Genomic DNA, 12,563 nt, shown 5'->3' on the forward strand with positions numbered 1-12,563 from the left:
TAATGAAAAGCAAAAGGATAAGCGTATGTTCGCCCCGGCCAATGCAGCCTATTTCACACTCGCGATCCCATCAGTTCAAAACGATTTCAAAGTGCTGGCCTTTGAAGGCAGTGAAACCATCAGTTCTCTTTACTCAATTAAAGTGGATCTGGTCAGCGAGTACACCGATGTTGATCTGGAGAGCCTGCTTGGCCAGCCAGCCTTTCTCCAGTTCGGCCTTAACGGCGAAGGTCTGCATATTCAGTTGGAAAATGTGTGCGCTTATGAAGTTGGAAAGCGCCTGAGCCGATACAGCGTGAACCTGGTGCCCGCGCTCCACTACTTGCAGTTCAGCCGCGATCACCGGATTTTTCAGGACCTGACGGTGCCGCAAATCATCGCTCAGGTACTCAAGCGGCATTGCATCCAGGCAGACGCTTATACCTTCCACGTAAGAACCGGCGCCAAGCGCGATTACTGCACCCAGTACGACGAAAATGATTTTGAGTTCGTCCAGCGCCTGTGCGCCGAGGACGGTATCGCGTGGCATCACCAGCATTCCCGTGAAGGGCATCTGTTGGTGTTCACTGACGACCAGACCTTCTTCCCTAAAGTGGGTGAAACCCCTTATCGAGAAGACGCCGACATGGCGGCGGAGCATCCGGTCGTCAGCCAGTTCTCCAAGCGTTTCAGCACTCGCACCAGCAGTACCACGCACCGACATTACGACCTGAAACGTCCGAGCCGACAGCTGGAAAGTCGCTTTACCGTCGGGCTCAGCGCAGCGCTGGAAGACTATGGTTTTCCGCTGTTCAGCGAGAGCGAAAAGCACGGCAACCAACTCGCCCGGCAGGCGTTGGAGCGGCACCGTACCGACTACCAATTGGTCGAAGGCAAAAGCGACCAACCGACGCTGCGCAGCGGCCACTTCTTCAGCCTGACGCAACACCGACGTAAAACCTACAACGACCTCTGGCTCTTGCTCAGCGTTACCCACTGCGGCAAACAGCCCCAGGTTCTGGAGGAGTCAATCCCCGGCGCTATCGAATCCGAGGGCGGTTTTCCCCAGGGTTATCGCAACAGCTTCAGGGCGATTCCCTGGGACGTATTTTTTCGGCCGCCACGGCATGAGCAAAGAACGCCATTGGTCTGCCAGACCGCCCGCGTCACCGGCCCGGCCAGCGAAGAGATCTATTGCGATGAATATGGTCGCGTCAAAGTCGAGTTCCACTGGGACCGGGCCGAACGCAACAACGAACACAGCAGTTGCTGGCTACGGGTTTCCACCGGCTGGGCGGGCCAAGGTTACGGCGCAATGGTCATCCCGCGTATCGGCATGGAGGTTGTCGTCACCTATCTGGAAGGCAATCCGGACTCTCCAATGATCACCGGTTACGTGATGAACAAGCTCACACCGGCGCCCTACCCTTTGCCCGAACACAAAACCAAAACCGTACTGCGCAGCCACAGTTCACCGCACAACGGCGGATACAACGAATTGTCGCTCGAAGACCGCGCCGGGCTAGAGTTGATCTACCTGCGAGCCCAGCGGGATATGGAGCAGAAAATCGGGCACGACAGCCGTCTGGAAGTGGGCAACGATCGCCAGGAAACCATCAAGGGCAATAGCCTCACGGTATTGGAGGCCGAAGAACATCGCACCGTCACGGCGGACCGCAAAGTCCGACTCAAGGCCAGCGATTATCTGCAGGTTGCCGGAAGCAGCCACAACCGGATAGGCGAAGCGCTGCTGGTCGAGGCTGGCAAGCAGCTGCATATCAAAGCGGGTACACACCTTGTGCTGGAGGGGGGCGAGAGCATCAGCTTGAAGGTCGGCGGCCAGCATATTGTGATCAACGCTGACGGGATATTCAGCAGTAGCGAGATCGAGTTGGGCGGATCACCCGTGGCGGGGATGGCCGCACATGCGCTACTGCCAGGGGCGTTGGCTGGGCTGCTGGCATCCGCCGCGCCCGCGCCAAAGGAAGGGGACGAATCGGGGGAGCTGGAGGAAGAGGAGGAAGAAGTCGAGATGCAGGGGATTACGCTGCGGATCGGCGTTTTCTTTGATGGCACGGGGAACAACAAAGCCAACAGCGAAACTGTAGCGGCGTGTTATGCGCCGGATGCCAATCTGGCTGAAGCGGCTGAGGAAATTCAGAGGCATTGCGCGGCTTATGGGTACGACGGTGATGGGAGTTCGCCGGACAATAGTTATGGGAATGATGTGAGCAATATTGTGAGGCTTTACGATCTTTACGCTGATCACTCACATAAGCCTATGCCTGAAACCGAGAAAAAAGCCTCTTTACGCGTCTACATCGAAGGCGTTGGTACTATCAGCAATGATGAGGATTCATTGCCTTCACAGCTGACAGGGCTGGGAAAAACAGGTGTAGCGGCGCGTGTTAAACAGAGCCCGGCAGCAATACTGAAGCAAATACGGCTGTTCCGAGAGGAAAACCCTGAAGTAATCATCGAAAAAATAGAGTTCGATATTTTCGGTTTCAGCCGGGGTGCGGCAGCAGCACGACACTTTGCCAATGAGGTGCTCAAGGGCCGTCACGGCGTTTTGGCTAAAGCTTTGCCAGCCGGCTCTTCAGTCCTGTCACGCGGTTTTTACTGGCGCCTCAAATCCGAAGTCAGCATTAACTTTATTGGATTATTCGATACTGTTGCATCGATAGCCAACCCCGTCCTGCTCGATTTCACCGGGGCCAACAGCAGAAACACTGGCATCAATCTCAAACTGCCCGACGGATGTGCCAATAAGGTAGTGCACCTGGTTGCCCGTGACGAAATCCGTGAAAACTTCGCACTCAACAGCCTGGGCAGCCACGATCTACTCTTGCCCGGCGCGCACTCAGACCTGGGCGGCGGCTACTTGCCGCGAGCTAAGGAAAAGCTCCTGCTGGGCAGACCCGTCACAAGCCAAGTCAGGCCCAACCTGGAAGCGACCCGAACTACGGCCTTTCTTACCGCCGAAAAGGAAGTGCTCGCGTTGTACCGCAGAGGCGTGATCGGATTCGATGGTGACGGCAAAGAATTGAGAGTGACGCTCTGGGAAAGACCCGTCTCCCAATCGCTCGACAAGGGTAAGTCCGACTCCGAGCCACAGAAAAAGGTTTTTGCGGCGGCTGCCATTGAGCGGCTCGTACACGGCGAACTCTCGTTGGTGTATTTGCGCATCATGCGAGAGCTGGCGGTCAGACATGATGTTCCGTTTGAAGTCATTGATGACAACGACCCAAAACTGTCCTTGCCTGATGAATTGGAGTCCATCTACAAAAAACTCCTGAAATACGCATTGGGCGAATCATCCGTCGATGGGCTGACGAGTGAAGAGACAGTGTTGCTACGTAGGCGCTATATCCACCTATCCGCTCACTGGAACGCAGTAAAAGACCTGAACAGTAGTGACATGAGCGTCGTTTTCATCAATCGGCCTGCCGAAAAAAACCAACGGGTGGTGCATCCCAATGAGTAACGTCGCCTGCCTTATCAAAAAAAGTGCAGGGCTGTTTTTTGGGATGGTGTTCCTCACCAGCGCACAAAGCTTCGCGCAATCAAGCTACGACGAAACCTGGTCATTGGGCTTCGGAGCTCCGGACTACATGGAAGTGTGGATTGAAACGGCGGACGTTGTGGATATCAGGGAGCGCGTCTTTCGTCGAGCCGGCTCCGGGATCGCATCGGTGTTCACGCCCAGCGACAACAAGGGGCAGCCCGCAGGTTGGCCAATAAGTCCCGGTAGAGGTGCCGGCCGCGACGTCACTGGTGCCGATTTACCGAGGTTGATCTACGTCCGCTGGCAATCGCTGGCCGAACCGCAAACCTATGAGGCCTACATCGTCATCCCCGCGTCAGCACGGGAAGTCATGCGTAAACCGGAAAGGGCCTTTTGCAAAGCTGACGGCAAGTGGATCACCGATTACCGCCATGATATCGGTATTGGTCTAGCGCCTGGGGGCATCGCCAAAGTCTGGCTCGGCGGTCCCTGTCTGAAGTCGGTTGAAATTACGCGGGTAGTAGGATCGATCAATCCGATTGGCCCCTATGAAGGTAAATCCAGTGGCAAGCATCGTTCGTTGTCCGAAGTCTCAAAGGCCTACATAGAAAAATTCGGCATCCCATTTGGAAGCTGGTAAGGAGAGTCAGTACATGGAGTTAAAAACGTTGTTTTTCGCAACCGCTATGGGGTTGCCAACCTCTTACGCCGCCGCAGAGTCCGACCCACTGGACGGGCATTATTACTTGCACGGCGCAATGGAAATGGGAGCGGAGTTGCTGCTGCGCAAGGACGGTGCTTTTGCCGGCGGGATCGCTTATGGAAGCGCCGGCGGTAATGCCAAAGGGACTTGGCATGCCGAGACGAACACCGTAACGCTTACGACTGACCCCGCCTCTCGGCCTCCAAAGGAAATGCAATTTTCTCCTCGTGGCCATCGCAATATTGAAGATTTCGAAGCAGATTTACCGCACGACAAATTCTTTGAGCCCGTACGAGACAACTATGTCGTGCAAATGACGTACAGCCGTCCGCCCATGAGCTCGGACTTTAAACCTGTTTATGCGTATTTTGAGTTCACTCATGGCCCCTCAAGCCAGGTGCTCTTGAGTTCGGCAACGCCGGGAAAGTTTTGGCTACCCTACGATCCGCAGAGAGCTCTAAAAAAAATTGGTTTCGGGACCAGCGAGCATTCAGGGCCAACGTCGTGGTATGACGTTTTACCCACCACTCGTTCGTTAATCATTGGGTGGAGTAAACCGAAGAACCAGCCCATATCATTTGAAATATCTGAGGAAATGAACCTTTTCGCAGCGCAGAGATTCCTGCGAAACAACCCTGACGCAACAGAACGCCTGAAAAACAACTACCCGCTGTGGTTGTCCTACGATGTCATCCCGCCCAACATCAAGCCGATCGATTTGTACTGGCAGTTTAAGGATGGTTCTACACAACAAACCGTGTGGGCCGACTCCAGCCAAACCCTGTTGACCCTTCCCTTCGACACTACTCGAACCTTACAAAATATCGGCATGCGCCCGCAGGGCTCTACCACAGCCATACAGTGGTTTGCCGTCGTGCCTTCGGATCGGTGGCTATATTTTGGCTGGGACCTAGTGGCCAACGAAAATGAAAACAATCTGGGCGTCTTGTTCGACGACCTTCAATTGGCGATTGAACCCAATTGCCTGGCGGCGGATTTTGGCTCTGGCAAGGCGTGCTTTCGTCGCCGTTAACAATCCGTACGCTTCGCTGTCGGCACGCACAGGACTAATGCCAGTTAGTTAAGGAAATTTGTAGGAGCGAGCTTGCTCGCGATGGACCTGAGGGCAACGTGTTTATCCAGCAAACACGCGTGATCGTTTACGTCCATCGCGAGCAAGCTCGCTCCTACGGGGGTAGCGTTCACTTAGGTGATCAGCATTGCTGTTGGCACCCGTTTTTTTGTCGATTAAACGCCGCCCGACAGTGCTTGTTTAAATGCCCCAAGAGTTACTTCATGAAAGCTACAAAACCTTGTGCCATTGCCTACGGTTACGCCAGAATCCGCCGGCTTGTGCGCTTTGGACGAGGCCTCTATCGTCTTCCTACCGCTGCCCATCAGTGGTCGGGTTTAGTCGCCCGTCGATGCCAAGACGCACAATGTCTCTATCAATCAGGCCTCCATGCCTGCACTTGATGGTGGCTGTGCGCAGGGCGCTTCGGCGCGCCGATTTCTTGGCTCATCGGTCGACTAACCTGTGCACAGCCGCCACCCTTACGTTTAGTCGCGAACGGGATGTGGCCTCACTCATATGAGGATAGAGCCAATGTTCAAAGTAACGCCAAATCCCCCGGAAACAGATCCAGCATCACCCTACGAATCTCTCGATTCGACGAAGCTCAACGAAGCCGCCGAGCGCGCCCTCGACCATCACTTCCCGCCAGCCGAAAAGAAACCACCAAAACGCAAAGGCCAACTCTTCAGCGTCTGCCCAAACATCAACACTGAAGCACTCCTGGCCAACGCCTCGGAAGACCTGCTGTCCATCAGCGCCATCGCTGCCGACCTCGCCGACGATGTGGACGGCTCACGCCGCTCCGTAGCCTGGGCGATCAGTCGCATGGCCGACGGGGTGCATTTGTTGGTGGAGCAAGCGCTGGATCATCTGGATGAGCCTGAAATGGCGGTGGTCATTGCCAAGCAACAAAGCCGCGTCGGCTAAAGCTGGAGCCGGCTTGCTGACGATAGCGCTCTCGATGACGCCATCGCCGGCAAGCCGTGCTCCTACAGGGGCGGTATTTCAGGCACAAAAAAATGGGCACCCAACCTGGTTGGTGTGCCCATTTTTTAACTCCGCTTCCCCGCTAGGCAGGATGTGAAGACGGATTAAGGATTGACGCTGTCTTTCAACGATTTGCCTGGCTTGAAGGCGACGGTGTTGCTCGCCTTGATTTTGACGGGCTCACCGGTTTGCGGGTTTTTGCCGGTGCGGGCACCGCGATGGCGTTGCAGGAAGGTGCCGAAACCCACCAGCGTCACGCTGTCTTTGCGGTGCAGGGCGCCGGTGATTTCTTCGAGTACGGCGTTGAGTACGCGGTTGGCCTGCTCTTTGGTGAGGTCTGCTTTCTCAGCAATGGCTGCGGCGAGGTCTGGTTTACGCATGTTAGTGAAGCCCCTTTGACGGTTTGTTGTTGTTATGTCCGTGCTGCTCTCTGCGGAGCAGCGCCAAAAGCGCCGCAGGTGCTCTACTCTGCGGCAGACGGGAGTGAGGATGGCACGCAGCGAAGAGCCGCGCCAGTCTCGGCGCGGCCTTTGTCAGGGCAAAATGGGGGTGATTCCGACAGAACGACCGGTATTTACGCCAGCAGCGCCGGAAGCTCTTTGTTCAGGGCCAGTTTTTCCATCACGGCCGTGCCTGTCAGGGCATAACCGAGCAATTTGCCTGAGGCATCGCGGCATAAAACCTTGATGTCGCCGCCCTGCCCTTCAACTGTCCATACGCCTTCCGAACCCCGTGGTGGCGGGGACACCACCAATGGGCACACCGGGGTTTTGACGGTGATGGGCATCGGGCCGTAGGTGACAGCCGTCGGGTTGCCGGCAAGGGTTTGGGCCAGTGCTCTCGCACAGCTCATCAGGGGCATCACGTACAACAGATTCAGCCCATCGACCTCGGCACAGTCGCCCAAGGCGTAGATGTTGGCGTGGGAGGTTTGCAGGTGACGGTTGACCACCACGCCGCGATTGACTTGCACGCCAGCTGCGGCGGCGAGGTCGATGCGTGGGCGTAGGCCAATGGCGGAGACCACCACGTCGCACGGGACGACCTGGCCATCGGACAAGTGCGCTTCCAGGCCATCAGCCACGCGTTGCAGGCGATTGAGCACCGGCCCGAGGTGGAAGCGTGCGCCGAGGCTTTCCAGGCCAGCCTGCACAGCAGCGGCGGCTGCCGGGTGCAGCAAGGTCGGCATGACTTGTTCACACGGCGCGACCAGTTGCACCTCAAAGCCGCCCGACGTTAGGTCGTTGGCGAACTCACAACCAATCAGGCCGGCACCGAGCAGCAACACCCGACGCTTGCCGGCCGCTGCCGCACGAAACCGCGCGTAGTCTTCCAGGTCGTTGATCGGGAATACGCAATCGGCCGCGTCGCCTTCGATGGGCACGCGTACGGTTTCGGCGCCCCAGGCCAGGATCAGGTCGCGGTAGGTCACGGCTTCTTCGCCAATCCACAGGCGCTTGTGGCCCGGATCGATGCCGCTGATGCGCGTGTGGGTGCGCACTTCGGCCTTCAGTTGCTCGGCCATGGCGCCGGGTTCGGCCATGCTCAGGCCGTCGGCGTCCTTGTTTTTGCCGAAACCGGTGGAGAGCATCGGCTTGGAGTAGGAACGCCCGTCATCGGCGGTAATCAGCAGCAGCGGGGTTTCGCTATCGAGTTTGCGAAACTCGCGAGCCAGGTTGTAGCCAGCCAGGCCGGTACCCACGATGACGACAGGTGCGTTCATTCCTTACTCCTCTTAAATGTCTTAGTTGATTTCGATCATTTCGAAATCCATTTTGCCGACGCCGCAATCCGGGCACAGCCAGTCTTCCGGCACGTCTTGCCACAGGGTGCCCGGTGCAATGCCATCATCCGGCCAGCCGTCGGCTTCGTTGTAGATCAGGCCGCAGACCACACATTGCCACTTTTTCATTCAGGTACTTCCTCAGGGTTCAGGCTTTTACTGGCGCAAACAGTCGATGGGATAACGCGCTGCCGTTCGGCTCAGGCCGTTTTGTACTGATGGGGCCGGGCAGATGCAAGCCTGTTCGGCGCAACGGCCGGCCATATCACTCAAAATTATGAGCCGACATGGTAAGCTCGCCGCCTCCTTTGCTGCCAATAATGACTCATTGTGCAACACACAAACTCCCCTTGCCCGGCCCCGTTCTGGCTCCCCCAAAGCCAACTGACGCCCCGCCCCGACACGTCTACCCTCGACTGGTTGTTCGATGAAGGCTCGCTGACGCGACGCCTGACCCGTTTGTCGAATGACGGTTTCAGTGTTACGCCGTTGTTCGAAGGCTGGCAGATCCTGCGCGCCGACGAATGCGCTGCACTGGACCTGGCCGAAGGCAGCGAAGGCTGGGTGCGCGAGGTGTATTTGCGCGGTCACGGCCAGGCGTGGGTGTTTGCTCGCAGCGTTGCCTCACGCAGTGCCTTGCAGGGCGACGGCTTGCACATGGATGAATTGGGCAGCCGCTCGCTGGGCGAATTGCTGTTTTGCGACCATGCGTTCCAGCGCCGGGCCATCGAGGTTTGTCACTACCCTGAGCAATGGCTGCCCGCCGAGGTACGCGCACCTGAACTGTGGGGTCGTCGCTCGCGCTTCGACCGTGGCAGATTGAGCGTGCTGGTGGCCGAAATTTTCCTGCCGACCCTGTGGAGCGCCGCACGCGCCCATCCGGAGAATTGCTGATGTATCAGAGCCTGCTCAAGTCCCTGAACCGCTTGAATCCACGGGCCTGGGACTTCATTCAGCTGACGCGCATGGACAAGCCGATCGGCATTTATCTGCTGCTGTGGCCGACGCTGTGGGCACTGTGGATCGCCGGCAAAGGCTCGCCGTCCCTGGCCAATATCGTGATTTTCGTGTTGGGGGTGGTGCTGACCCGTGCGGGCGGCTGCGTCATCAATGACTGGGCGGACCGCAAGGTCGACGGCCATGTGAAACGCACCGAACAGCGGCCACTGGTCAGCGGCAAGATCAGTTCCAAAGAAGCCTTGGTGTTTTTTGCGCTGCTGATGGGCGTGAGTTTTCTGCTGGTGCTGTGCACCAACGCGACCACCATCTGGCTGTCACTCGGTGGCCTGGCGCTGGCGTTCAGTTACCCCTTCATGAAGCGTTACACCTATTACCCGCAAGTGGTGCTGGGCGCGGCGTTTTCCTGGGGGATGCCGATGGCGTTCACCGCCGAAACCGGTGAATTGCCGGCGGCCGCGTGGCTGTTGTACATCGCCAACCTGATGTGGACGGTGGGTTATGACACGTATTACGCGATGACTGATCGCGACGACGATTTGAAGATCGGCGTGAAGTCCACGGCCATTCTGTTTGGCGATGCGGACCGGATAATCATCCTGACCCTGCAAGTGTTGGCGCTGGTTTGTCTGCTGTTGGCCGGGTCGAAATTCGAGCTCGGCGGCTGGTTCCACCTGGGGTTGGCGGCGGCGGCGGGCTGTTTTGCGTGGGAGTTCTGGTACACCCGTGGCAAGGACCGGATGCGCTGTTTCAAGGCGTTTTTGCACAACCACTGGGCCGGGTTGGCGATTTTTGTCGGGATTGTGCTGGATTACGCGTTGCGTTGAAGAATTGAAAAGATCGCAGCCTTCGGCAGCTCCTACATGGGTCGGTGTACCCCTGTAGGAACTGCCGAAGGCTGCGATCTTTTTGCGGTTTAAGGCGTAACAGTTACTTCTGCGATTCGTGGACCACGTGCCATACGTCCTTCATGCCGTCACCCTTCATTTCTCCGGGTTTTTCGTCCTTCATAAAGGTGTACAGCGGTTTACCGTCGTAAGCGTATTGCATCATGCCGTCATCACGCTTGATAACGGTCCACTTGCCTTCAGCCTTGGCACCCGCCGGAGCCATCATCGGTGGCCAGTTTTTGGCGCAGTCACCGTTGCACATTGACTTGCCGCCAGCGTCCTTGTCGAACGTATAAACGGTCATGCCTTTGTGATCGACCATCATGCCGCCCTTCATCATCGCTGGCTCGGCAGCGAAGGCCATCGTCGGCAAAATCAGGGCTGCGGCCACCAACAGGGTTTTGAAGGAGAACGAGTTTTGTGACATGGAAACCTTCCTTTTGTGGTTGTCAGGATTCGGACTTAGAGCTTAGCCCAGGTTCATGACAATCGCCGGTCGACTAAAATACTGTCACACGACTGCAATAATTCCGTTATCTAATGCGGCGCAAGACAGTTAAATGACAAGAGGATTAAGGCATGGTTGGCAGGAGCATTCTGATCGTCGACGACGAAGCGCCCATTCGCGAAATGATCGCCGTTGCGTTGGAAATGGCCGGCTATGACTGCCTGGAGGCGGAGAACTCCCAGCAGGCCCACGCCATTATCGTCGACCGCAAACCGGACCTGATCCTGCTCGACTGGATGCTGCCCGGCACCTCCGGCATCGAGTTGGCCCGCCGCCTCAAGCGCGATGAGCTGACCGGGGATATTCCGATCATCATGCTCACCGCCAAGGGTGAAGAAGACAACAAGATTCAGGGCCTGGAAGTCGGTGCCGATGATTACATCACCAAACCGTTTTCTCCCCGTGAGCTGGTCGCACGCCTCAAAGCCGTGCTGCGCCGCGCCGGGCCTACCGATGGCGAGGCACCGATTGAAGTTGGCGGCCTGCTGCTGGACCCGATCGGCCACCGTGTGACCATCGACGGCAAGCCAGCTGAAATGGGCCCGACCGAATACCGTCTGCTGCAATTTTTCATGACCCACCAGGAACGCGCCTACACTCGCGGCCAGTTGCTGGATCAGGTTTGGGGCGGCAACGTGTATGTCGAGGAGCGCACCGTCGATGTGCACATCCGCCGCCTGCGCAAAGCCCTCGGCGATGCCTACGAAAACCTGGTACAAACCGTGCGCGGAACCGGCTACCGGTTTTCCACAAAGGCCTGAGCCGACCGCCAGACTCGATGACAAGGACGCAAATTCTCCGTGAACCAAAACTGGCATGGCACCCTGATTCGCCACATGCTGCTGCTGGTCACCGCCTGCCTGGTGATCGGTTTGATCACCGGCTACTACGGCTGGAGCCTCGCCGCGGGCCTGGGCCTTTACCTCGCCTGGACCCTCAAGCAACTGCTGCGCCTGCACGAATGGCTGCGCCTGCACAAACCCGATGAAGCACCGCCCGATGGCTATGGCCTGTGGGGCGAAGTGTTCGACAGCATCTACCACCTGCAACGTCGCGATCAGCGCGTGCGCGGGCGCCTGCAAGCGGTGATCGACCGGGTTCAGGAGTCGACCGCCGCGCTGAAAGACGCAGTCGTGATGCTCGACAGCGACGGCAACCTGGAATGGTGGAACCGCGCCGCCGAAACCCTGTTGGGCCTCAAGACTCCGCAGGACAGCGGCCAGCCGGTGACCAACCTGGTGCGCCACCCGCGCTTCAAGGAATACTTCGAGCAGGACAGCTACGCCGAGCCGCTGGAAATTCCTTCGCCGACCAACGACCGGCTGCGCATTCAGCTGTACATCACCCGCTACGGCAACAATGAGCACTTGATGCTGGTGCGCGACGTGACGCGTATCCATCAGCTCGAACAGATGCGCAAAGACTTCATCGCCAACGTTTCGCATGAGCTGCGCACGCCACTGACGGTGATCTGCGGCTATCTGGAAACCCTGCTCGACAACGTCGAAGACGTGAACCCACGCTGGACCCGCGCCCTGCAGCAAATGCAGCAACAAGGCGGGCGCATGCAGACGCTGCTCAACGACTTGCTGCTGCTGGCCAAACTGGAAGCCACCGATTACCCGTCGGACAACCAGCCTGTAGCCATCGACGGCTTGCTGCAATCGATCAAAAGCGACGCCCAGCAGCTCTCCGCCCAGAAAAACCAGCGCATTACTCTGGACGCCGATCCGACGATTCTGCTCAAAGGCAGCGAAGCCGAACTGCGCAGTGCCTTCTCCAATCTGGTGTTCAACGCGGTGAAGTACACGCAGGCCGAAGGCAACATCCGCATTCGCTGGTGGGGTGATGAGCAAGGCGCGCACCTGAGCGTGCAGGATTCCGGGATCGGCATCGACAGCAAACACCTGCCGCGCCTGACCGAACGCTTCTATCGCGTCGACTCCAGCCGCAATTCCAACACGGGCGGCACCGGGCTGGGGCTGGCGATCGTCAAACACGTGTTGCTACGCCACAGAGCGCGGATGGAAATCAGCAGCGTACCGGGCCATGGCAGTACTTTTACCTGCCATTTTGCCCCGGCCCAGGTCAGCCAATCCCGGGTTATCAATACGGCTGAGTGATACCGGCCAGCACGCGCCACTAGGCAATCGCCGAGTCAGCCGCTACATTG

The 12,563-nt window shown here is 57.7% G+C and carries 12 protein-coding genes; 8 read left to right on the forward strand and 4 right to left on the reverse strand.

Annotated elements, in window-relative coordinates; all coding sequences use genetic code 11:
* Positions 1 to 25: 25 nt before the first annotated feature.
* From tssI to KUF73_RS20520, 4 genes are all read left to right on the forward strand, one after another.
* Positions 26 to 3,466 (forward strand): type VI secretion system tip protein TssI/VgrG, encoded by a 3,441-nt coding sequence (gene tssI / locus KUF73_RS20505; RefSeq protein WP_218439863.1) that lies wholly within the window; start codon positions 26 to 28, stop codon positions 3,464 to 3,466.
* Positions 3,459 to 4,127: a DUF2931 family protein gene (locus KUF73_RS20510; RefSeq protein ID WP_218439864.1), complete on the forward strand. Its 669-nt coding sequence runs from the start codon at positions 3,459 to 3,461 to the stop codon at positions 4,125 to 4,127. The genes tssI and KUF73_RS20510 overlap by 8 nt, the downstream gene beginning before the upstream one ends.
* Before the next feature lie 13 nt (positions 4,128 to 4,140).
* Entirely contained in the window at positions 4,141 to 5,223 is a 1,083-nt protein-coding gene (locus tag KUF73_RS20515) for a hypothetical protein (protein ID WP_218440012.1), read from the forward strand.
* A gap of 573 nt (positions 5,224 to 5,796) precedes the next feature.
* A complete protein-coding gene (locus KUF73_RS20520) occupies positions 5,797 to 6,192 on the forward strand; it encodes a DUF6124 family protein (protein ID WP_218439865.1) in 396 nt (131 codons plus the stop codon).
* Between the two features lie 164 nt (positions 6,193 to 6,356).
* Here the strand turns inward: KUF73_RS20520 and KUF73_RS20525 are convergent, their stop codons facing one another.
* From KUF73_RS20525 to KUF73_RS20535, 3 genes are all read right to left on the reverse strand, one after another.
* Positions 6,357 to 6,632, reverse strand: coding sequence for an HU family DNA-binding protein (locus tag KUF73_RS20525; RefSeq protein ID WP_003195589.1), 276 nt, complete (start codon positions 6,630 to 6,632; stop codon positions 6,357 to 6,359).
* A gap of 194 nt (positions 6,633 to 6,826) precedes the next feature.
* Complete coding sequence (locus KUF73_RS20530) at positions 6,827 to 7,975, reverse strand: NAD(P)/FAD-dependent oxidoreductase (RefSeq protein ID WP_218439866.1); 1,149 nt, start codon at positions 7,973 to 7,975, stop codon at positions 6,827 to 6,829.
* A gap of 21 nt (positions 7,976 to 7,996) precedes the next feature.
* Positions 7,997 to 8,164 (reverse strand): rubredoxin, encoded by a 168-nt coding sequence (locus tag KUF73_RS20535; RefSeq protein WP_007954349.1) that lies wholly within the window; start codon positions 8,162 to 8,164, stop codon positions 7,997 to 7,999.
* Positions 8,165 to 8,365: 201 nt separating this feature from the next.
* Between KUF73_RS20535 and KUF73_RS20540 the strand changes: the two genes are divergently transcribed.
* Positions 8,366 to 8,929 carry a chorismate lyase gene (locus tag KUF73_RS20540; RefSeq protein WP_218439867.1) on the forward strand — a complete coding sequence of 188 codons (564 nt, stop codon included), beginning with the start codon at positions 8,366 to 8,368 and terminating at the stop codon, positions 8,927 to 8,929.
* The gene (gene ubiA / locus KUF73_RS20545; protein ID WP_218439868.1) at positions 8,929 to 9,819 is read left to right on the forward strand and encodes a 4-hydroxybenzoate octaprenyltransferase; all 891 of its coding nucleotides are present in this window, start codon (positions 8,929 to 8,931) and stop codon (positions 9,817 to 9,819) included. The genes KUF73_RS20540 and ubiA overlap by 1 nt, the downstream gene beginning before the upstream one ends.
* Positions 9,820 to 9,922: 103 nt before the next feature.
* Here ubiA and KUF73_RS20550 read toward each other — a convergent pair whose 3' ends face one another.
* Positions 9,923 to 10,309 carry a hypothetical protein gene (locus tag KUF73_RS20550; protein ID WP_218439869.1) on the reverse strand — a complete coding sequence of 129 codons (387 nt, stop codon included), beginning with the start codon at positions 10,307 to 10,309 and terminating at the stop codon, positions 9,923 to 9,925.
* Positions 10,310 to 10,461: 152 nt separating this feature from the next.
* Here KUF73_RS20550 and phoB point away from each other — a divergent pair, with 152 nt between their 5' ends.
* The gene (phoB, locus tag KUF73_RS20555) at positions 10,462 to 11,151 is read left to right on the forward strand and encodes a phosphate regulon transcriptional regulator PhoB (RefSeq protein ID WP_034149326.1); all 690 of its coding nucleotides are present in this window, start codon (positions 10,462 to 10,464) and stop codon (positions 11,149 to 11,151) included.
* Between the two features lie 75 nt (positions 11,152 to 11,226).
* The gene (gene phoR, locus KUF73_RS20560; protein WP_256345667.1) at positions 11,227 to 12,513 is read left to right on the forward strand and encodes a phosphate regulon sensor histidine kinase PhoR; all 1,287 of its coding nucleotides are present in this window, start codon (positions 11,227 to 11,229) and stop codon (positions 12,511 to 12,513) included.
* Positions 12,514 to 12,563: the final 50 nt, after the last annotated feature.

This window comes from Pseudomonas sp. PD9R (assembly GCF_019200975.1).
GTDB lineage: Bacteria > Pseudomonadota > Gammaproteobacteria > Pseudomonadales > Pseudomonadaceae > Aquipseudomonas.

Bases quoted from the DNA above. Each gene is read 5' to 3' on its own strand.
- KUF73_RS20510 (WP_218439864.1), top strand. From the start codon at position 3,459: ATGAGTAACGTCGCCTGCCTTATCAAAAAAAGTGCAGGGCTGTTTTTT.
- phoB (WP_034149326.1), top strand. From the start codon at position 10,462: ATGGTTGGCAGGAGCATTCTGATCGTCGACGACGAAGCGCCCATTCGC.
- phoR (WP_256345667.1), top strand. From the start codon at position 11,227: ATGCTGCTGCTGGTCACCGCCTGCCTGGTGATCGGTTTGATCACCGGC.
- KUF73_RS20530 (WP_218439866.1), bottom strand. From the start codon at position 7,975: ATGAACGCACCTGTCGTCATCGTGGGTACCGGCCTGGCTGGCTACAAC.
- ubiA (WP_218439868.1), top strand. From the start codon at position 8,929: ATGTATCAGAGCCTGCTCAAGTCCCTGAACCGCTTGAATCCACGGGCC.
- KUF73_RS20550 (WP_218439869.1), bottom strand. From the start codon at position 10,309: ATGTCACAAAACTCGTTCTCCTTCAAAACCCTGTTGGTGGCCGCAGCC.
- tssI (WP_218439863.1), top strand. From the start codon at position 26: ATGTTCGCCCCGGCCAATGCAGCCTATTTCACACTCGCGATCCCATCA.
- KUF73_RS20525 (WP_003195589.1), bottom strand. From the start codon at position 6,632: ATGCGTAAACCAGACCTCGCCGCAGCCATTGCTGAGAAAGCAGACCTC.
- KUF73_RS20535 (WP_007954349.1), bottom strand. From the start codon at position 8,164: ATGAAAAAGTGGCAATGTGTGGTCTGCGGCCTGATCTACAACGAAGCC.
- KUF73_RS20515 (WP_218440012.1), top strand. From the start codon at position 4,141: ATGGAGTTAAAAACGTTGTTTTTCGCAACCGCTATGGGGTTGCCAACC.
- KUF73_RS20520 (WP_218439865.1), top strand. From the start codon at position 5,797: ATGTTCAAAGTAACGCCAAATCCCCCGGAAACAGATCCAGCATCACCC.